The organism is Microbacterium sp. (genome assembly GCF_017305435.1).
Classification (GTDB): Bacteria; Actinomycetota; Actinomycetes; order Actinomycetales; family Microbacteriaceae; genus Microbacterium.
On sequence record NZ_JAFKIP010000002.1, the window covers coordinates 204,798 to 223,349 of the forward strand.

The following is an 18,552-nucleotide window of genomic DNA, read 5'->3' on the forward strand; positions in this document are numbered from 1 at the left end:
TACTGGGGTCGAAGGTCTCAGTCGGCGATGCCGACGGTCACGTGCGGCACGGCGGTGCCCTCGCTCAAGCGGTAGTTCGCGCCGACGATGCCGAGGCGCCCGGCAGCCACGGCGTCGGCGATGAGACGCGACGAGGCGAGGATGTCGTCGATCGTGTTGCGCAGGTGCGCGATGCCGACGTCCTCGGCATCCAGTTCGCGCGGGTCGACGCCGTCGTTCTCACGCAGCACGGTGCGGGCGGCGGGCACGATCTTCGCGATGAGCTGCCAGATGCCCGAGGGGAGCTCGGGGCTCTCGAGCGTCGTCGAGTCGATCGCGGCCCGCACGGCGCCGCACGCATCGTGCGCCAGCACGATGATGAGGGGCACGTCGAGGGCGGCGACGGCGTACTCGAGGCTCGCGACGGCCGAGTCGGATGCCACCTGGCCGGCATTGCGCACGACGAAGAGATCCCCGAGCCCCTGGTCGAAGATGATCTCCGCCGCGAGGCGGGAGTCGGCGCAGCCGAAGAGCGCCGCGCGCGGCGTCTGTGCGGCTGCCAGCACGTGGCGACGCTCGACGTCCTGGTTGGGGTGGTGCGGTTCACCGGCGACGAACCGGGCGTTGCCGGCGCGCATGTCCGCCCAGACGGCGGCCGGCGTCTCCCGAGCGGGTGCGACCTGTTCGGTCATGGGGTCTCCTCACGCAGGGCACGGATCTGGTCGGCGACGCCTCCCGCTGCGATCGCCGCGGTGTCGGCGTCGGTGTCGCCGTAGACCAGGACGACGTCCGTCCCGGCATCCGTCGCCAGCGCGTAGGACACGGAGTCCGTGCGCCCCGCCGACGGAATGCGGTACTCGTCCCAGTCGATGCCGGAGATCGTGACGGATCCGGTCGGCGCATAGCCGCCGAGCTCGGTCTGCACCCAACCGTCGGGGGCGTCGATCGCCTGCGCGACGCGGACGTAGCCGGATGCCGGGGCGTACACGACGCGCCACATCTGGCCTTCGACGCGGGCCGAGTTCGCGCGCCAGTCGGCGGGGACCGTGGGGACGAGGATCGTGTGATCCAGCGACGCCGACACCTGGGCGGCGGCTGCGGCCACGTCGACCGGCTCGGGCTCGGCGAGGGAGCCACGCGGGACGCCGAGGTAGACCACGGCGACGACGGCGACCGTGACGATGAGCGCGGCGATGAGGTTCCGGAACGTCTTGCTCGAGCGGTAGGCCGCCGACGAGGCGGCCTTGCGGTCGGCGGTCTCCTGCGGCGTCTCAGGGCGGCCGAGCTCAGCGACGATGCGGGGTGCGGAGGCCATCACGCCGTCCTCGTGATCGAGGGGAGGGGCGCCGCGGAGATCACGCGTCCGCCTCGGCGGGGCGTGCGGCATCCAGCAGACGCTTCGCGCCGACGAGCCATTCCTCGCAGCGGGCCGCGAGCGCTTCGCCGCGCGTCCAGAGCGTCAACGACTGTTCCAGGGTCGGCGCGCCCTGTTCGAGCTCCGCGACGACCCGGACGAGCTCGTCACGGGCCTGCTCGAACGACAGGCTCGCCACATCGGCGGCGTCGGCAGTCATGGTCTCCATCTTAGAGCGGCGCTGCGACACCACCCGACCGGGCGGGTGCCGTCACGGTCAGGTGTCGGATTCGGCGACGGGGCCTTCCGAGCGCGCGGCGAACGAGCCCTCGGCGACCGTCACGACGACGGAGGCTCCGGCGGGCGCCTGTGCGGCATCCCGCACGATGATCCCGCCGTCGGTGTGCGCGATCGCGTATCCGCGCGCGAGGGTCGCGCCGGGCGAGAGGGCGCGAAGGGATGCCTGCAGCTGGGCGACGCGTCGCTCCCCGTCGTGCACGTGCCGCGTCACGACGTCGCGCCCGCGCGCGGTCAGCGTGAAGAGCTCGTGCGAGCGCGCGACGAGCATGCCCTCCGGAGCGCGCAGGACGGGGCGGCTGCGCAGCTGATCCAGCTGGGCGATGTCGTGCGCGATGCGCTGCGTGAGGCGCATGCGCGCGCGGCTGCGCAGCTGCTGCACGATCGCCCGCTGCTCGGCGACATCGGGCACGACGCGCTTCGCGGCATCCGTCGGCGTCGAGGCGCGCAGATCCGCGACGTCGTCGAGGAGAGGATGGTCGTTCTCGTGACCGATCGCGGAGACGACGGGCGTGGATGCCGCGGCCACGGCGCGCAGCAGCTTCTCGTCGCTGAACCCCAGGAGGGTCTGCGGGTCGCCGCCGCCGCGGGCGATGACGATGACGTCGACATCCGGATCGGCGTCGAGCGTGCGGAGGGCCGCGATGGTCTCCGGGACGCATCGGTCGCCCTGGACGGCGGCGTGGATCGTGCGGAACCGCACGTGCGGCCAGCGCAGCTCGGCGTTGCGATGCACATCCCGCTCGGCGTCGCTGCGCTCACCCGTGATGAGGCCGATGACGTGGGGGAGGAACGGCAGCCGCTTCTTGCGGGCCGGATCGAAGAGCCCCTCGGAGCGCAGCTGCGCGCGCAGGCGTTCGAGGCGTTCGAGCTGATCGCCGAGCCCGGTGTGCCGCATCGCCGACACCGTGAACGTGAAGTCGCCCGATTTGACGAAGTAGTCGCTCTTCACGCACGCGACCACACGGTCGCCGAGCTTCAGATCATCGGGGAGGCGCTGCAGCGTCGAGGACCACAGCCGGAAGGAGATGAGCGCGTCGCCCGAGGCGTCCTTGAGCCGGCCGAACACGTGGCCGCCCCGCAGGCTCCACGCCGTGATCTCGCCCTCGACCCACACCGATCCCCAGTTCGAGACGAAGCCGCGGATCGTCTCGTTCAGGCGCGAGATCGACGTCGGCGTCTCGGGGGAGGAGTCGCGCGGATGCACCGAGTCGGGTGGCGGCGCGTGGCCGGGCGCCGGTTCGAATGTCGTCATCGCTGCCTCTCCCGCGGGCGAAGGAGGTCACGCCGGGCCTTCACCCAGCGAGTCCTCTCTAGAATCAGAAGCGTGAGCAGCACAGCCGTCCGTCTTCCGTCGCCCCGCATCCCGGGTCCGCGTGGGCGGCTTCAGGATAACCCGGTGGCCGGTTCCAAGAAGGTGCTGCTCGCCTCGCCCCGCGGCTATTGCGCCGGTGTCGATCGCGCGGTCATCGCCGTCGAGAAGGCGCTCGAGCGCTTCGGCGCCCCGGTGTACGTGCGCAAGCAGATCGTGCACAACATCCACGTCGTCACCGAGCTCGAGGCGCAGGGCGCCATCTTCGTCGACGAGGTCGATGAAGTGCCCACGGGCGCGCACGTGGTGTTCAGCGCGCACGGCGTCTCGCCCGCGGTCGTGAACGCGGCATCCGACCGCGGCCTGCAGGCCATCGACGCGACCTGTCCGCTCGTGACGAAGGTGCACCGTGAGGCGGTGCGGTTCGCGAAGAGCGACTACGAGATCCTCCTCATCGGCCACGACGGGCATGAGGAGGTCGAGGGCACCGCCGGGGAGGCACCCGACCACGTCACCGTCGTCAACTCTCCCGCCGATGCCGACACCGTCGTCGTGAAAGATCCGTCGAAGGTCGTGTGGCTGTCGCAGACCACCCTCTCCGTCGACGAGACGATGGAGACCGTGCGGCGGCTGCGCGAACGCTTCCCCGAACTGCAGGATCCGCCGTCCGACGACATCTGCTACGCGACGCAGAACCGACAGGTCGCGATCAAGAAGGTCGCGAAGGACGCCGATCTCGTGATCGTCGTGGGGTCGGCCAACTCCTCCAACTCGGTGCGCCTCGTCGAGGTCGCCCTCGAGTACGGCGCGAAGGCCGCCTATCGCGTCGACTACTCGCACGAGATCGAGCAGGCGTGGCTCGACGGCGTCGAGACGGTCGGCGTCACGAGCGGCGCGTCCGTTCCCGAGGTGCTCGTGCAGGAGGTGCTGGAGGAGCTCTCCGGCGCGGGCTATCGCGACGTCGAGCAGGTGCGCACGGCCGAGGAGGACCTCATGTTCTCACTGCCCAAGGAGCTGCGTCAGGATGCCGAGGGCCGCCGCGACGGCCGTGCGCTGGGGGGACGGAACCGGTCGTGACCGGCGTCGACGACGCGTCGGATCCCGCGACGCGGCCCGCACCGCAGTACGGCGAGTACGCAACGCCGGAGCAGCAACGTGCCGCGATCCGGCAGCCCGCGGCATCCCCGCCGCCGCGCGATCACGTTCCGCCTGCGCCGGCCCCGGAGCCGTCGGCGTACACGCCCGGTCGGCCGATGCACGCGACGACGCGCGCGGCGCAGCCGACGCGCCGCGCCGACCGGGCGATCACGCTCGTCCTCCTCGCCTACGGTCTCGTGACGGTCATCAGCGCCGTGGCGCAGCTGTGGCATTTCGCGGAGTTCGCAGATACGTGGATGCGCATCGCGGGCATCGACGGCGAGTTCACCAACACCGCGCAGGGGGATCTGTGGGGGCGGATCGGAGCTGCCCTCCTCGTGCTCGGATGGGTCGTCACCGCCCTCGTGTCGTGGCGCATGCTCCTGCGCGGGCGCATCTCGTGGTGGATCCCCCTCGTCGGAGCGATCGTCACGTACACAGCGCTCACCGCCTGTCTCATGGTCCCGTTGTTCGGCGACCCGGCCATCGCGGCGCATCTCGTCCGCTGATCGCGGCTGCCGGCGATCGGGTCGATACGATGGCGGGCATGCCCCGCCTCGTCGCCGTCTGTGCCGTGCACGCCCTGCTCCCCGACGCGGGGACGATCGGCATCACGGCGATCGACAAGAGACCCGTCGACGGGGCGGTGAAGGTCGGTCCCTACGGGGTGTACGCCGACGTGCAGGCCGACCGCAAGCATCACGGAGGGCTCGACAAGGCGCTCTACGCCTATGCCCAGGAGGATGCCGAGTGGTGGGCCGGCGAGCTCGGTCGCGAGGTGCCGCCGGGCCTCTTCGGCGAGAACCTGCGGACCGAGGGCCTCGACGTGAACGCCGCGCGGGTCGGCGAGGTCTGGCGCATCGGCGACCTGCTGCGTGTGGAAGTCACGATGCCTCGCACGCCGTGCCAGACCTTCGCGCGCCGGATCGGGGGAGCGGAGGCCCGCGGCTGGGTCAAACGCTTCTCGGACGCGCGCCGCCTCGGCCCGTACCTGAAGGTCGTGCGCTCCGGCCGCATCGCCGCGGGCGACGAGATCGTGGTCGAGCATCGCCCCGAGGGGGCGCCGACGATCCTCGACGTCTATCGCGCGCCCTGACGCGCGGCATCCCTACCCCGTCAACGGCGAGAAACCACACTCTGCCCGAGAGACCACGGCTGAGGTGGCTTCTCGCGCGGAATGTGGTTTCTCGCGTCGAGTTCGGGTCAGGCGCTGATCGAGTGACCCGCCGAGCCGAGCTGCTGCGTCGCCTCGACGACGCGCGCTGCCATCGCGGACTCGGCGATCTTGCCCCATGCGCGCGGGTCGTAGGCCTTCTTGTTGCCCACCTCACCGTCGACCTTGAGGACGCCGTCGTAGTTCTGGAACATGAAGCCGGCGACCGACCGCGTGAACGCGTACTGGGTGTCCGTGTCGATGTTCATCTTGACGACGCCGTTCTTGACGGCGAGAGCGATCTCTTCCGGAGTCGACCCGCTGCCGCCGTGGAAGACGAGGTCGAGGGGCTTCTCGCCCGTGCCGAACTTCTCGGCGATGCCGGCCTGGATCTCGCCCAGCAGCTCGGGGCGCAGCTTGACGTTGCCCGGCTTGTAGACGCCGTGCACGTTGCCGAAGGTCAGCGCGGCGATGTAGCGACCGTTCTCGCCGAGGCCCAGGGCGTCGACGAACTTCGAGACGTCGGCCGTGGTCGTGTACAGGGCCTCGTTGGAGCCCTCGTGCTTGACGCCGTCCTCTTCGCCGCCGACGACGCCGATCTCGACCTCGAGGATCGCGTTGATCGCCTTCATGCGGGGCAGGAGCTCCTTGGCGATCTCGATGTTCTCGTCCAGCGGCACGGCCGATCCATCCCACATGTGCGACTGGAAGATCGGGTTGCGGCCCGCCTTGACCTCTTCCTCGGATGCCGCGATCAGCGGCAGCACGAAGTCCTCGAGCGCGGGCTTGGGGCAGTGGTCGGTGTGCAGGGCGACCGTGATCGGGTAGTTCTTGGCGACCTCGGTCGCGAACTTCGCGAAGGCGAGGGCGCCCGTCGCGCGGCCCTTGACCGTGTGGCCGGCGAAGTAATCGGCACCGCCCGTGGTCACCTGGATGATGCCGTCGGAACCGGCCTCGGTGAGACCCTGCAGCACGGCGTTGATGGACTGCGAGCTGGCGGCGTTGATCGCGGGGAAGGCATAGCCGCCCGCCTTCGCCTTGTCCAGCATCTCGGCGTACTGCTCGGGTGTTGCGACGGGCATTTCCACTCCTCAGGTCTGCGGATGTCTCCACCGGTCACTCTATCGAAGGCCGGTCCGCGCCGCGGAGGGGGCGACCGGCCAAAACCTCGGCGTGTTCGCCGGCGCCGGGGACAGCGCGACCGGCCCGGCGGTTCCTGTCACGGTCGTAAGAACCGCGATTCCTTCACGTGGCGCGGGGGTGAATCTTCCGCCGCGGCGATGAGGATGGTCGTAGTCTCGGAGCATGGTGAGCCTGACCGCGGACATGAGTCCCCTGCATCCCGACCGCAACCTCGCTCTGGAGCTCGTCCGCGCGACCGAAGCCGCGGCGATCCGCTCCGTGCCGTTCATCGGGCGCGGGCAGAAGGAGCTCGCCGACGGTGCCGCCGTCGACGCGATGCGCGCCTTCCTCTCGACGGTCAACTTCGACGGCGTGATCGTCATCGGTGAGGGCGAGAAGGACAACGCGCCCATGCTCTACAACGGCGAGCACGTCGGCACGGGCCGCGGGCCGCAGTGCGATATCGCCGTCGACCCGATCGACGGCACGTCGCTGACCGCCGAGGGGCGCAACAACGCCCTGTCGGTCCTGGCGGTCTCCGATCGGGGGACGATGCTGGACGCCTCGAGCGTCTTCTACATGGACAAGCTCGTGACCGGCCCCGCCGGCGTGGGGGTCGTCGACATCCGCCTCCCCGTGGCCGAGAACATCCACCGTCTCGCGAAGGCGCTCGGCAAGCCCGTCGACGAGATCGTCGTGTCGGTGCTGAACCGCCCGCGCCACGCCCGCCTCATCGAGGAGATCCGCGAGGCCGGCGCAGGAACGCGACTCATGAGTGACGGCGACGTGGCCGGCGGCATCAACGCGGCCCGGTACAACGCGCGCACCGACATGTGCATCGGCATCGGCGGATCGCCCGAAGGCGTCGCGACGACGTGCGCCATCAAGGCGCTCGGCGGCCACATCCAGGGGCGCCTGTGGCCGCGCGATGACGAGGAGAAGCAGAAGGGCATCGACGCCGGTCTCAAGTTCGGCGACCACGTCTACGAGGCCGACGAGATGGTGACGGGCACGAACACGATCTTCGTCGCGACCGGCGTCACCAACGGCGAGCTCGTCGGCGGCGTGCGTCGCTCCGGCCCGGACTACATCATCACCGAGAGCATCGTGCTGCGCGGCGCCTCGGGGACCCTTCGTCGCATCACCTCGGAGCACCTCGCATCCAAGTGGCTGTGACCGGCGCGGCCTCGGGGTCTCGACGGGCACCCGTGCGTCGATAACCGTCCGGGAAAGATCTGGCCCTCATTCCGGCGCGCGAGCGCGGCCTCTGGCACAATGGGTGACGGTCACCGGCGACCTGAACGTCGTCTACGTCATTTCCCGGGGGTTCATATGTCCGCAGCAGCCAGCAGTCCGAGGACCGGTCAGATCGATGTCCCCGTCGACGCGTCGCGCCGCCCCGACGTGCTCCTGCGGCGACGGATGCCCGAGGGGCATCAGGTCAACGCCTGGTGGATGATCGGAGCCTTCGCGGGCGTGTCGATCGCCGTCGTCGCGCTGCTCAACTTCTTCCCCGGCGCCTGAAGCGCGTCTCACAAGCGCTCCCGCAGGTCTCCGACGTCCGCGCTCAGCCGATCGGTGAGTTCGGGCGCCGTCAGCGTGCGCGGGTGCTTCTCGATCGGGGCGGGCGCGACCGTGGCATCCAGCTTCGTCTCGTCGATGCCCGGGAACCGGCGCGCGCTGACGAGCACCCGTGACTCGAGCGAGCCCGTGAAGCGGTTGAAGCTCTCGACGGTGCGTTCGATCGAGCGGCGCAGGTCGTCGGCGTGGCCGGCGAGTGCGCCGAGCCGCTCGTAGAGCTCGTTCCCGAGCGCGAAGAGCCGCCGTGCCTCGGTGGAGACGTCCTGCTGTGTCCACGTGTAGGCGACCGTCTTCAGCACGGCCCAGAGGTTCACGGGGGACGCGAGGGCGACCCGTTTGCCGAAGGCGTAGTCGAGCAGGCTCGGGTCCTCTTCCAGCGCGGCGGCGAGGAGGGATTCGCTCGGGATGAAGCACACGACGAACTCGGGGCTCGACTCGAGGCCCGCCCAGTACGTCCTCTTCGCGAGCGCGTCGATGTGCCCGCGCACGGCCTTCACATGCTTCTGCAACAGCTGCGCGCGCCGCGCGGCCTCCTCGCCCTGCGCGGTCGGCGGGATCGCGGACGCTTCGAGGTAGGCATCGAGTGGGACTTTGGCATCCACCGCGAGCCCCTTGCCGCCGGGAAGACGCACGACCATATCGGGTCGACCCGCACCGGCGTCGGAGGTGATGGATGCCTGGGTGTCGAAATCCACATAGCGCGTCAGCCCCGCCGACTCGACGACGCGCCGCAGCTGCGTCTCTCCCCAGACCCCGCGGGTCGCGTTGGAACGCAGCGCGCCGGCGAGCGATTCGGTCGTCGCGCGCAGGGCTTCGTCGGAGGCATGAGCCCGCCGCAACTGCTCGGCGAGCGTTCCGTACTGCACCTGGCGCTCGCGCTCGAGCTCGTCGACTTTACTCTGCATCGACAGCAGCGTCTCCTGCACGGGCGCGAGTGCCCGCAGCACGACCTGTTCGCGGCGTTCGCGCTCCTGCTGCGCGGCCTGGTCGCTGCGCACCTGCGCACCGAGTTCGCGCGTGAGCGCCCGCTGCTGCTCGAGCTGATCGCCGAGCGAGTTCCGGGCGGCTTCGGCGGCGACGGCGCGAGCCGTGAGCTCCGCGCGCTCGCCCGCCGCGCGCTCCGCGGCGCGTGCGGCCGCGGCGAACCAGCCCGCGAGGATCCCTGCGAACAGGCAGGCCACCGCGAGAGCGATGATGATCATGGCATCCATACCGTCAGGATGCCGGAGGCCTCCGACATCGCCGCCACGCCGCTCCGCGGCGGCCCGTGTCGTGGCGTGCGGCAGCGGGTCAGACGGCGGCGGGAGCCGGAACCGGGATCTGCGGCACGCGGACGCCGAGCAGTATGGCGAGTTCGACGATGTCGTCGGCACCAGCCCGACGTGCGGCGTCGATCACGATGTGGGCGCACGCGAGGGCGTCGGCGGTCGCGTCATGGTGCGGGAAGTCGAGGAAGCCTGCGGCCGCCGCGACGAGCGGCAGCCGATAGGAGGCGAGGTCGTACGTCCGTCGGGCGATCTGCAGGCTGCACGCGTAGCGGTACGGCGGGCACGCGGCATCCGTCGCCTCGCACGCGCGGCGCAGCACCCCCATGTCGAAGCCGGCGTTATGCGCGACGAGCACGTCGTCGCCGACGAAGGCGCACAGGTCGTCGAGCTGAGAGGTCCAGGTCGGAGCGTTCTCGACGTCGGCAGGGCGGATGCCGTGGATGCCGATGTTCAGCTCGAAGAACGCGTCGTGCCCCGGCGGCGGCTTGATGAGCCATCCGGTTGTCTCGACGACCCGACCGCCCCGGACGCGGGCGAGGCCGACGGCGCAGGCGGAGGCGCTGGAGGAGTTCGCCGTCTCGAAGTCGATCGCGGTGAAGTCCAGGGCCACGCGTCCACTCTCGCCCGCCGAAGCGGCCTCGACGCGGAGGCGCGCCGCGCCCCGGAGACGTGCCCGGCAGACGTACCTGGCAGACGTACCGGGAGGGGCGGCCCTGCTGCGGCCACCCCTCCCGGATCCCTGGGCCGGTCAGTACGTCATGACGATGCGACCGTCGATCTTGCCGCGCTCCATCCGCTCGAAGATGTCGTTGATGTCGTCGAGGGACTCGACGGCGACCGTGGGATGGATCTCACCGCGCGCATAGAAGTCGAGCGCCTCGATCATGTCCTGGCGGGTGCCGACGATCGAGCCGCGGATCGTGATCGCGCGCAGCACGATGTCGAAGATGTCGGCGTCGAACGTCCCGGGCGGGAGGCCGTTGAACACGATCGTCGCGCCGCGGCGGACGACCGCCAGCGCCTGGTCGAAGGCCTTGGGATGCACGGCGGTGACGAGCACGCCGTGGGTACCGCCGGTCGCCGCCTGGATGGCTTCGCCGGGGTCGGTGGTCGTGGCGTTGACCGTGACCTCGGCGCCGTGCCGGCGGGCGAGGTCGAGTTTCGCGTCGTCCACGTCGACCGCCGCGACCCGCATGCCCATCGCGCGCGCATACTGCACGGCGATGTGGCCGAGTCCGCCGATGCCCGAGATCGTCACCCACTCGCCGGGGCGTACGCCGGTCATCTTGAGGCCCTTGTAGACGGTGACGCCGGCGCAGAGGATCGGCGCGACCTCGACGGGATCGGCCCCGTCGGGGATGCGCGCGGCGTAGCGCTCGTCGACCAGCATGTACTCCCCGAAGCTCCCATCGACGGAGTAGCCGCCGTTCTGCTGCTGTTCGCAGAGCGTCTCCCAGCCCGTGCGGCAGTACTGGCAGACGCCGCACGCCGACCAGAGCCAGGCGTTTCCGACCTTCTGCCCGACCTCGAGCGTCGTCACGCCGTCGCCGAGGGCGACGACCTCGCCGTAGCCTTCGTGTCCGGGGATGAGGTGGCCCTTCGGTGCGACCGGCCAGTCTCCGCGTGCGGCGTGCAGATCGGTGTGGCAGACGCCGCTCGCGATGACGCGCACGAGCGCCTGACCGGGGCCGGGCGTGGGGACGGGCACGTCCTCGACGACGAGGGGCTGACCCGACGTCACGACGACGGCGGCGCGCATCGTCGTGGTGGGAGCGCCCGCGCGGGCGGCGTTGATGGTGGGGGCGACAGTGGTCATCGACATCACTTCCTCGTGTTCGATCGGTGCGGCAGACGTCGCCGCAGGGTGATCCCGACGCTAGGCGGCGGCACGTTGCATCCTGTTGCGTGCATCGTCATCGAGGCGGCCCCGACGCGGGAGGGGGGAGCGGGCCGCGTAGAATCGAATCCCGTGGCACTCACCATCGGAATCGTCGGCCTTCCCAACGTCGGAAAGTCGACCCTCTTCAACGCGCTGACCAAGAACCAGGTCCTGGCCGCGAACTATCCGTTCGCGACGATCGAGCCGAACGTCGGCGTCGTGAACCTGCCCGATGGGCGGCTCGACAAGCTCGCCGAGGTGTTCGGTTCGGAGCGCATTCTGCCCGCCGCCGTATCGTTCGTCGACATCGCCGGCATCGTTCGTGGCGCGAGCGAAGGCGAAGGGCTCGGCAACAAGTTCCTCGCGAACATCCGTGAGGCGGATGCCATCGCCCAGGTCGTCCGCGGCTTCGCCGACGGCGACGTCGTGCACGTGGACGGCAAGGTCGACCCGGCATCCGACATGGAGACGATCAACGCGGAGCTCCAGCTCGCCGATCTCGAGACGCTCGAGAAGGCGATCGCGCGGTACGAGAAGGAGGTGCGCGGTCGCAAGCTCGACCCCTCGGTGCTCGCCGCTGCCGAGGCTGCGCGCGACGCCCTCCAGCGTGGGGAGCTGCTGTCGGCGTCGACGCTCGACCTCGATCCGATCAAGGAACTGGGCCTGCTCACCGCGAAGCCCTTCATCTTCGTCTTCAACGTCGACGAGCAGGTGCTGACGGATGCCGCCCGCAAGGCCGAGCTCGAAGCCCTGGTCGCCCCCGCGAAGGCCGTTTTCCTCGACGCGAAGATCGAGTCCGAGCTCATCGACCTCGACCCCGAGGATGCCGCGGAGCTCCTGGCCTCCACCGGTCAGGACGAGTCGGGTCTCGATCAGCTCGCGCGCATCGGCTTCGACACCCTCGGTCTGCAGACCTACCTCACGGCGGGCCCCAAAGAGGCGCGCGCCTGGACGATCGGCAAGGGCTGGAAGGCGCCTCAGGCGGCGGGCGTCATCCACACCGACTTCGAGAAGGGCTTCATCAAGGCCGAGGTCATCTCGTTCGCCGACCTCGTCGAGCTCGGATCGGTCGCCGCCGCCCGCGCCGCAGGTAAGGCGCGCCTCGAGGGCAAGGACTACGTCATGCAGGACGGCGACGTCGTCGAGTTCCGCTTCAACGTGTAGCGCTCGTGCTACAGTTTGTCCATGGATGCGTCTGAGTCAGGGATGGAGAGCCTCTCACAGCGCGAGTTGCGCAATGAGTCTGGCCGAGTCCTTCGCGCTGTGGGCGAGGGGGAGTCGTTCGTGTTGACGAATCGCGGCATTCCGGTCGGCCGCATCGTTCCGCTCGACGCGCCCGCCGCGACACTGCCGATCGTTCGACCTGCCAAACGGGTCGGAGGATGGGCTGTGCTCAAGCCCGAGCCAGCAGACGGCGACCGCTCGATGTCTCGTATCATGGACGAGCTTCGCGAGGACCGGGGGTGAACCGCACACCCCTCGTCTACGTGGATACGTCCGCTTTCGGCGCGCTTCTCGTCGCGCAGGTGGAGACTGAGGCACTGGTGACCTGGCTCGACCAGGCGGATGTCTCCCTGGTGTCGAGCGATCTGCTCGAAACAGAGCTGCGTCGAATGGCCGTGCGCGAGGGGCGGGATCAGGTCAAGGTCAGCGCGATCCTTAACGGCGTTTCCCTCGCAGCTCTCGATCGTGCTACTTATCGCTCCGCGGGGCTTCTGCCGATGCCGTATTTACGTACTCTCGACGCATTGCATTTGGAGGCGGCTATGCGGCTGGACGTCAACGCCATCCTCACCTATGACCACCGGCTCGCTGAGGCGGCGCTGGCTGCGGGGCTCGATGTCATTGCTCCTGGCGCGGAACACCCTTGATGACCACGCACGGAGCTGGTCCGGCGCTTCGTCGGCTTCGCGCCGCGGACGCATCCGCAGTACTGACAGCATTCAGGTCCAACCCCGATATGACCAGGCAGGGCGGCGTCGTGACCCTAGCGGATGCGGAGAACTACGTTCACCGCTTGATCGCTCCCTCCTCGCCTCACGAGGCCTGGACTGTCGCGGACAACGACGTCCTCGCGGGGCTTGTTTGCGTCACCGTCGACGAGGAGAACAAGAGCGGCTGGTTCTGGTATTGGATGACGGACACCGCGCGCGGTCGCGGGTGGACGAGTCAAGCGGCCGCCACCGTTGCGGATTGGGCGCTGAACACACGTGGGTTGGAGCGACTGGAACTTGCCCATCGCGTGAACAATCCCGCGTCCGGTGCAATCGCCCGGCGTGCCGGGTTCGTCCGGGAGGGCACCGAACGCGGGAAGTTCCTCATCTCTGGGCAGCGGATCGATGTCGATACCTACGGCCGGCTTGGTTCGGACCCTTCGGCGCCGTTTGAACGCGTCCCGATGGCCGACTCGTAGGCCCTGGACCGCAAATGTCCATCCATGATGTGGCGCTGCCGCGCGGTGGGCCTCGGGGTAGCATCCGTCCATGGTGATCTCGTTCGTGAACGTGGGGATCGCGGTGCGCGATCTCGACGCGACCGTCGCATTCTTCACGGATCTTGGCCTCCGGCTGGTCGGTCGCGATGAAGTGAGCGGGCCCTGGGCGGATACCGCTGTCGGGCTCGACGGCAATCACGCGAAGGTCGCCGTGCTGCAGACGCCCGACGGCGGCGAGCTGGAGCTTTTCGAGTATCTGCACCCCGATGCGATCGAGACATCGCCGACACTTCCCCACGAGATCGGCATGCACCGCGTGGCGTTCGCGGTGGACGATCTGGATGCCGCGCTCGAGATCGCGGCACGTTACGGATGCACGCCGCTGCGCGGCGTCGCGAACTACCAGGACGTCTACCTGCTGACGTACCTGCGTGGCCCGAGCGGCATCCTCCTCATGCTCGCGCAGGACCTGCGCGCGTATCCGCGGGCGTGACCTGCCACGGTCCTACATCGCATCGCATCGCATCGCACAGCTTTTCACCGCGGACGAGCGTACGCTGAGGCGCATCCCGACGGTCCGACGCGCGGACGGGAGGTGGCGATGGCCGGGTACGGGCACTCCTCCGCGACGGGGATCGATGAGCGCACGCTCGGTCGCGTCGACGTGCTCCTTTTCGATGCGGACTATGCCGACGGGCCCGCCGCCGTCGAGGACGCATGGCGGGTCGCCGTGCTCGCCGCCGATCCGCATCTGCGCGCCGGTCACGAGCGCGCGCGCCTGGATGCCGTGCAGGCCGCGAATCTCCGCCGCGACCCTGCGGCGCGGCTTCTGCGACTGACGACCACGCGGCATCGCACCGCCCTCGCCCTCGCGTTCGTGCTCGCCGCCGCGGCGGCGGCGCTCGTCCTCTCGCCGCGCAGCGGCCTCGCTCTGCAGGTGGCTCTGCTCCCGGCGGGGCTGTGCGCGCAGGCATCCCTCGCGCTCCTCAGCTGGCTCGAACCGCGCCGCGCCGACGGATCGCTCTGGGGCTCGCGGCTGCCCGCGGTGCTCATCCTGCTGGTCGCCGGGCTGTGGCTCCTCGCGGCGTCGGTCGCCGTCACCGCTCGGTGGGGCGAGACCGATGCTCAGCGCCCACTCGCGCCGACCAGCGGGCTCGCTCTCCTCGTCGTGGCGGCGGCGGGGGCGACCGTGCTGTGGTGGCGCGCGCGGCGGGCGGACGAGGAGGGGCGTCAATCGGGCCCGCGGCGCCTGACGGGCGAACTGATCAACGAGAGCGACGCCGCCGAGGTGCTCGCCGAGATGGATGCCTGGTGGCGGGTCGCCGGTCCCGCCGCGCTCACACGGGATGCCGATCGCGTCCGCCGCGTGCACGTCGAGGTGCTCGCCCGACTTGCGCACGCGCGGCTCATCTCGGGGGCTGTCGCCCGCCGACTCGGCGGCGAGGCTGCGCCCCTGCGATGGCGCGAGCGCCGACGCTGACCGGAGCGTCCTTGCCCCATGTGAGTGCGCAGTCGCGCCTGTCAACCCCCTGAAGTCGCCTCCCGTTCGAGGCATAACCTCGAGTCAATCGTCGTGAAAGGAACACCATGTCGGGATTCAAATTCTGGCTCGTCGTCGGCCTCGTGGGCGCGGGAGCCTATGTGCTCGGCGCGCGGGCCGGTCGATCGCGTTACCGCGAGATCAGCAAGGCCGCCAAGCACCTGTGGGACGATCCGTCGCTGCGGAAGGCCCGCGATCAGTCGCGAAAGATCGTCGACAAGGCCGCGAAGAAGGCCGCCAAGAAGCTCGGCGTCTAGCCGAGGCGTCCACATCGGCGACGCCGCGCCGCGGACCCGGCCCTGCCACCCGCGCCGGACGTATGATCGAGACATGGCGACCTCGAACCTCCCCACCCCGACCCTGCAGCCCGTCAGCGAGCTCCCGGGCGCCGAGCAGAACCTCCTCCCCGTCGTCGACGAGGGTGCCAGCTGCTGCGGTGGCGGCTGCTGCAGCACGAACTGACGCGCTCCTCACGCGCGGGGGTGGTGTTCACACCGTCTGACCGGCGTGCCGTCCCTCCGCGATCTCTTCGATCACCTTCGCGTTGAACGCCGGCAGATCGTCGGGTGTGCGGCTCGTGACGAAGCCCTGGTCGACGACGACCTCGTCGTCGATCCACGTCGCTCCGGCGTTGCGCAGGTCGGTCTTCAGACTCGGGTAGCTCGTGAGGGTCCGATCGCGCACGACGTCTCCCTCGATGAGCGTCCACGCCGCGTGGCAGATGGCACCGACAGGCTTGTGCTGCGCGAAGAAGTCGCGCGCGAATGCGACGGATGCCGCGTCCATCCGGAGGTGATCGGCGTTCACGACGCCGCCCGGGAGCACGAGCGCGTCGAAGGCGGAGGCATCCGCGTCCGCACTCGTGAGATCGACCTGCTGCGTATGTCCGTTCTTACCCTCGATCGCCCCGCTCGCCGGTGAGACGAGCACAGCCTGCGCTCCGGCATCCGTCACAGCCCGCCAGGGTGACGTGAGCTCGGAGTCTTCGTAGCCGTCGGTCGCGAGGAAAGCGATGCGCGTGCCGTTCAGTTCGTCAGTCATGCTTCGACGCTACGGAGCCGCCTGGCACTGCGCACGGGGGTGGACGGCGGACCCCGCACGCGCTACGCGGCCCCGATCAGTGGCCGTGCGCGGCGGGAGCGGACGGGTCGTCGGCCGGCTTGCGGATGAGGAATGCGCTGACCAGCAGCGGCATCGCCATGATCGCGGCCACGAGGAACGCGCTGCGCGCACCTGCGGCGCCGGCCGCGGCGGCTCCGGCTCCCTCCGCGAGCGCGGAGGCGCTGCGGGACGACATCACCGAGATCAGCACCGCGACGCCCGCGGCCCCCGCGACCTGCTGAACGGTCGAGACCGTCGCGCTGCCGTACGAGTAGTACTTCGGCGTGAGCGAGCCGAGGGATGCCGTGAACAACGGCGTGAACGACATGGCGAGACCGATCGAGAGCACCGTCTGCGTCACGAGGATGAACCACACCGGCGTCGACTCGGTGAGCGTCGTGAACGACCACAGGATCGCGACGACGATGACCGTGCCGGGGACGAGCAGCACGCGCGTTCCCCACCGGTCGTAGATGCGCCCGATGAGCGGACCCAGGAGACCCATCGCGACCGCGCCGGGGAGGACGACGAGGCCGGACTCGGTCGTCGAGAGCCCGAGCGGTCCCTGCAGGTACAGGGGGAGAGCCGTGATCGTGCCGAAGAAGGCGAGGGACATCACGGCGAAGTGCGCGACCGACAGCGAGAAGTTGCCGGAGCGGAAGATGCGGAGGTCGAGCAGCGCGTCGTCGCGGCGCTGCAGCACGACCTGACGCCAGAGGAAGAGGCCGAGCGCCACGACACCGACCGCGAGAGCGACGATGAGGGTCGTGGCTGCGGTCGCCTGGGCTGCCTGTGCCGCGGCATCCGTCCCACCGTGCCCGCCGCCGCCGATCTGGCTGAGACCGAAGACGAGTCCACCGAAGCCGAAGGCCGACAACACGATCGACAGCGGATCGATCGGCGCGTGGGTCTGCTCGCCGAGGTTGTGGATCCAGCGCACGCCGACGGCGAGGGCGATGAGGGCGATCGGCAGGACGATCGCGAAGATCCAGCGCCAGTTGAGGGTGTCGAGGATGACGCCCGAGAGGGTCGGCCCGATCGCGGGAGCGAGCGACATCACGATGCTGACGCGTCCCATCATGCGCCCCCGCAGGTGCGGCGGCACGACGTCCATGAGCGTCGTCATGAGCAGGGGCATCATGATCGCCGTGCCCGAGGCCTGGACGACCCGTGCGACGACGAGGATCTCGAAGCCGGGCGCGAGGAGGGCGACGAGCGTGCCGGCGGAGAAGAGGCCCATCGCCGCCGCGAACATCGTGCGCGTCGTGAAGCGGCGGAGGAGGAAGCCCGTGGTGGGGATCACGACCGCCATCGTCAGCATGAACGCGGTGGTGAGCCACTGCGCCTGCACCGCGGTGATGCCGAGGTCGCCGATGAGGTGCGGGATCGCGACGCCCATCGTCGTCTCATTGAGGATCGCGACGAAGGCGGCCGACAGCAGCAGCCAGATGACGCGGCTCGCTTTCGGATCGACGCGATCGGCGAGCCCGATGTGCGCGGGGGCGCCCGGCAGTGTGACGGGTGCGGTGGCGGCGCGGGACATGCGGTTCTCCTGTGAGGTCGTGCGGACGGGGAGCCGTGCCCGGTCGACAGGACGGGACGAACCTCAAGGGTAACGGCGGGGTCTGACACGCTATTCCCGGCCCGAGTGAGACGATCGCGGTATGAGCACGCATCGGCGTTCCCGCGTGGCCGTCCGCGGCCCGCTCTCGATCGCGGTCGGCATCGGCACGGCAGCCGCCGCCATGCCCGCGCTGGGGATCGTCACGGGCCTCCTCGCCGGCTGGGCGGCGCTCGCGATCGTGAACGTCGCGTGGCTGCTCATCGCGCTCTGGCCGATGGATGCCGCGCAGACCCGCGCCCACGCGACCACCGAGGACCCCGGCCGCGCGGTGGCCCGCACGATCGCCCTCGCCGGCAGCATCGTGAGTCTCGGCGCCGTCGTCGCCGTCCTCATCCACAGCCGCGACGATCCCCGCACGGCGGCGTTGACGGCGGGCGTCGCGATCCTCGCCGTCGCCGCGTCATGGGCACTCATCCAGGTGGACTACATGCTCCGCTACGCGCATCGCTACTACTCGCGCCGGGAGATGGGGCAGGGCGGCGGCATCGACTTCAACCAGGAAGACGATCCGATGTATTCGGACTTCGGCTACTTCTCCGTCGGGCTCGGGATGACGTATCAGGTGTCCGACACGAACGTCGGGGCGAACGAGATCCGCCGGCTCGTCGTCGCGCAGACCCTCGTCGCCTATCTCTTCGGCGCCGTGATCCTCGCGAGCGTCGTCAATCTCGTCGCGGGCTTGGGCTGAGCGGGTTCCATCGGCGGCATCCCCAGTGCCTCCGCTGCGGGTGCGTCGGTGCGGCGAGCGTGTCCGTGGGCGCGGCTAGAGTG

Annotated in this window: 24 protein-coding genes; 14 read left to right on the forward strand and 10 right to left on the reverse strand. The window is 69.9% G+C overall.

The features are described 5' to 3' along the window. Window positions 1-17 precede the first annotated feature (17 nt). The 4 genes from J0I43_RS00970 to xseA are packed head-to-tail and all read right to left on the reverse strand — an operon-like array spanning window position 18 to window position 2,885. The gene (locus J0I43_RS00970; protein ID WP_292857576.1) at window positions 18-671 is read right to left on the reverse strand and encodes a carbonic anhydrase; all 654 of its coding nucleotides are present in this window, start codon (window positions 669-671) and stop codon (window positions 18-20) included. Beyond that, window positions 668-1,294 (reverse strand): DUF4245 family protein, encoded by a 627-nt coding sequence (locus J0I43_RS00975; RefSeq protein ID WP_292857613.1) that lies wholly within the window; start codon window positions 1,292-1,294, stop codon window positions 668-670. Before J0I43_RS00975 ends, J0I43_RS00970 begins: the two co-directional genes overlap by 4 nt. A 40-nt stretch (window positions 1,295-1,334) precedes the next feature. Continuing rightward, window positions 1,335-1,553 carry an exodeoxyribonuclease VII small subunit gene (locus J0I43_RS00980; RefSeq protein WP_292857616.1) on the reverse strand — a complete coding sequence of 73 codons (219 nt, stop codon included), beginning with the start codon at window positions 1,551-1,553 and terminating at the stop codon, window positions 1,335-1,337. 57 nt (window positions 1,554-1,610) lie between these two features. After that, window positions 1,611-2,885 carry an exodeoxyribonuclease VII large subunit gene (xseA, locus tag J0I43_RS00985; RefSeq protein ID WP_292857620.1) on the reverse strand — a complete coding sequence of 425 codons (1,275 nt, stop codon included), beginning with the start codon at window positions 2,883-2,885 and terminating at the stop codon, window positions 1,611-1,613. A gap of 144 nt (window positions 2,886-3,029) precedes the next feature. Between xseA and J0I43_RS00990 the strand changes: the two genes are divergently transcribed. The 3 genes from J0I43_RS00990 to J0I43_RS01000 are packed head-to-tail and all read left to right on the forward strand — an operon-like array spanning window position 3,030 to window position 5,175. Next, window positions 3,030-4,019 carry a 4-hydroxy-3-methylbut-2-enyl diphosphate reductase gene (locus tag J0I43_RS00990; protein WP_292857623.1) on the forward strand — a complete coding sequence of 330 codons (990 nt, stop codon included), beginning with the start codon at window positions 3,030-3,032 and terminating at the stop codon, window positions 4,017-4,019. Further along, window positions 4,016-4,588 carry a DUF6264 family protein gene (locus J0I43_RS00995; RefSeq protein ID WP_292857626.1) on the forward strand — a complete coding sequence of 191 codons (573 nt, stop codon included), beginning with the start codon at window positions 4,016-4,018 and terminating at the stop codon, window positions 4,586-4,588. The genes J0I43_RS00990 and J0I43_RS00995 overlap by 4 nt, the downstream gene beginning before the upstream one ends. A gap of 38 nt (window positions 4,589-4,626) precedes the next feature. Continuing rightward, a complete protein-coding gene (locus J0I43_RS01000) occupies window positions 4,627-5,175 on the forward strand; it encodes an MOSC domain-containing protein (protein ID WP_292857629.1) in 549 nt (182 codons plus the stop codon). Between the two features lie 107 nt (window positions 5,176-5,282). On the opposite strand, the gene fbaA is transcribed toward J0I43_RS01000, so the two are convergent. Beyond that, window positions 5,283-6,314 (reverse strand): class II fructose-bisphosphate aldolase, encoded by a 1,032-nt coding sequence (fbaA, locus tag J0I43_RS01005; protein WP_292857632.1) that lies wholly within the window; start codon window positions 6,312-6,314, stop codon window positions 5,283-5,285. 223 nt (window positions 6,315-6,537) lie between these two features. On the opposite strand from fbaA, the gene glpX reads away from it, so the two are divergent. Both glpX and J0I43_RS01015 read left to right on the forward strand, forming a co-directional pair. Beyond that, window positions 6,538-7,530 carry a class II fructose-bisphosphatase gene (gene glpX, locus J0I43_RS01010; RefSeq protein WP_292857635.1) on the forward strand — a complete coding sequence of 331 codons (993 nt, stop codon included), beginning with the start codon at window positions 6,538-6,540 and terminating at the stop codon, window positions 7,528-7,530. A gap of 156 nt (window positions 7,531-7,686) precedes the next feature. Further along, window positions 7,687-7,878 (forward strand): UDP-N-acetylmuramyl pentapeptide phosphotransferase, encoded by a 192-nt coding sequence (locus tag J0I43_RS01015; RefSeq protein WP_292857638.1) that lies wholly within the window; start codon window positions 7,687-7,689, stop codon window positions 7,876-7,878. A gap of 8 nt (window positions 7,879-7,886) precedes the next feature. On the opposite strand, the gene J0I43_RS01020 is transcribed toward J0I43_RS01015, so the two are convergent. The 3 genes from J0I43_RS01020 to adhP form a co-directional block, all read right to left on the reverse strand. Continuing rightward, the gene (locus J0I43_RS01020) at window positions 7,887-9,146 is read right to left on the reverse strand and encodes a DNA recombination protein RmuC (protein ID WP_292857641.1); all 1,260 of its coding nucleotides are present in this window, start codon (window positions 9,144-9,146) and stop codon (window positions 7,887-7,889) included. 79 nt (window positions 9,147-9,225) lie between these two features. Continuing rightward, window positions 9,226-9,813, reverse strand: a complete 588-nt coding sequence (locus J0I43_RS01025) for an exonuclease domain-containing protein (RefSeq protein ID WP_292857644.1) — start codon at window positions 9,811-9,813, stop codon at window positions 9,226-9,228. A gap of 138 nt (window positions 9,814-9,951) precedes the next feature. Further along, a complete protein-coding gene (adhP, locus tag J0I43_RS01030; RefSeq protein ID WP_292857647.1) occupies window positions 9,952-11,019 on the reverse strand; it encodes an alcohol dehydrogenase AdhP in 1,068 nt (355 codons plus the stop codon). 153 nt (window positions 11,020-11,172) lie between these two features. Here adhP and ychF point away from each other — a divergent pair, with 153 nt between their 5' ends. The 8 genes from ychF to J0I43_RS01070 all read left to right on the forward strand — a co-directional run bounded on the left by ychF (window position 11,173) and on the right by J0I43_RS01070 (window position 15,518). After that, window positions 11,173-12,246 (forward strand): redox-regulated ATPase YchF, encoded by a 1,074-nt coding sequence (ychF, locus tag J0I43_RS01035; protein WP_292857650.1) that lies wholly within the window; start codon window positions 11,173-11,175, stop codon window positions 12,244-12,246. A gap of 21 nt (window positions 12,247-12,267) precedes the next feature. Continuing rightward, window positions 12,268-12,549, forward strand: a complete 282-nt coding sequence (locus J0I43_RS01040; protein ID WP_292857653.1) for a type II toxin-antitoxin system Phd/YefM family antitoxin — start codon at window positions 12,268-12,270, stop codon at window positions 12,547-12,549. Next, window positions 12,546-12,953, forward strand: a complete 408-nt coding sequence (locus J0I43_RS01045; protein ID WP_292857655.1) for a type II toxin-antitoxin system VapC family toxin — start codon at window positions 12,546-12,548, stop codon at window positions 12,951-12,953. Before J0I43_RS01040 ends, J0I43_RS01045 begins: the two co-directional genes overlap by 4 nt. Next, window positions 12,953-13,495 (forward strand): GNAT family protein, encoded by a 543-nt coding sequence (locus J0I43_RS01050; protein WP_292857658.1) that lies wholly within the window; start codon window positions 12,953-12,955, stop codon window positions 13,493-13,495. Before J0I43_RS01045 ends, J0I43_RS01050 begins: the two co-directional genes overlap by 1 nt. A 70-nt stretch (window positions 13,496-13,565) precedes the next feature. After that, complete coding sequence (locus J0I43_RS01055) at window positions 13,566-14,009, forward strand: VOC family protein (RefSeq protein ID WP_292857661.1); 444 nt, start codon at window positions 13,566-13,568, stop codon at window positions 14,007-14,009. 108 nt (window positions 14,010-14,117) lie between these two features. Next, window positions 14,118-14,996 (forward strand): hypothetical protein, encoded by an 879-nt coding sequence (locus J0I43_RS01060; protein WP_292857664.1) that lies wholly within the window; start codon window positions 14,118-14,120, stop codon window positions 14,994-14,996. A 107-nt stretch (window positions 14,997-15,103) separates the two neighbouring features. Next, a complete protein-coding gene (locus J0I43_RS01065; protein ID WP_292857667.1) occupies window positions 15,104-15,313 on the forward strand; it encodes a hypothetical protein in 210 nt (69 codons plus the stop codon). Window positions 15,314-15,386: 73 nt separating this feature from the next. Next, complete coding sequence (locus tag J0I43_RS01070; protein ID WP_292857670.1) at window positions 15,387-15,518, forward strand: hypothetical protein; 132 nt, start codon at window positions 15,387-15,389, stop codon at window positions 15,516-15,518. 27 nt (window positions 15,519-15,545) lie between these two features. On the opposite strand, the gene J0I43_RS01075 is transcribed toward J0I43_RS01070, so the two are convergent. Further along, on the reverse strand, window positions 15,546-16,097 hold the full coding sequence (locus tag J0I43_RS01075; protein WP_292857672.1) for a type 1 glutamine amidotransferase domain-containing protein: 552 nt from the start codon (window positions 16,095-16,097) through the stop codon (window positions 15,546-15,548). A gap of 76 nt (window positions 16,098-16,173) precedes the next feature. Continuing rightward, complete coding sequence (locus tag J0I43_RS01080) at window positions 16,174-17,700, reverse strand: DHA2 family efflux MFS transporter permease subunit (RefSeq protein WP_292857675.1); 1,527 nt, start codon at window positions 17,698-17,700, stop codon at window positions 16,174-16,176. A gap of 121 nt (window positions 17,701-17,821) precedes the next feature. On the opposite strand from J0I43_RS01080, the gene J0I43_RS01085 reads away from it, so the two are divergent. Continuing rightward, on the forward strand, window positions 17,822-18,469 hold the full coding sequence (locus J0I43_RS01085) for a DUF1345 domain-containing protein (RefSeq protein ID WP_292857678.1): 648 nt from the start codon (window positions 17,822-17,824) through the stop codon (window positions 18,467-18,469). The last annotated feature ends 83 nt before the right edge of the window (window positions 18,470-18,552 follow it).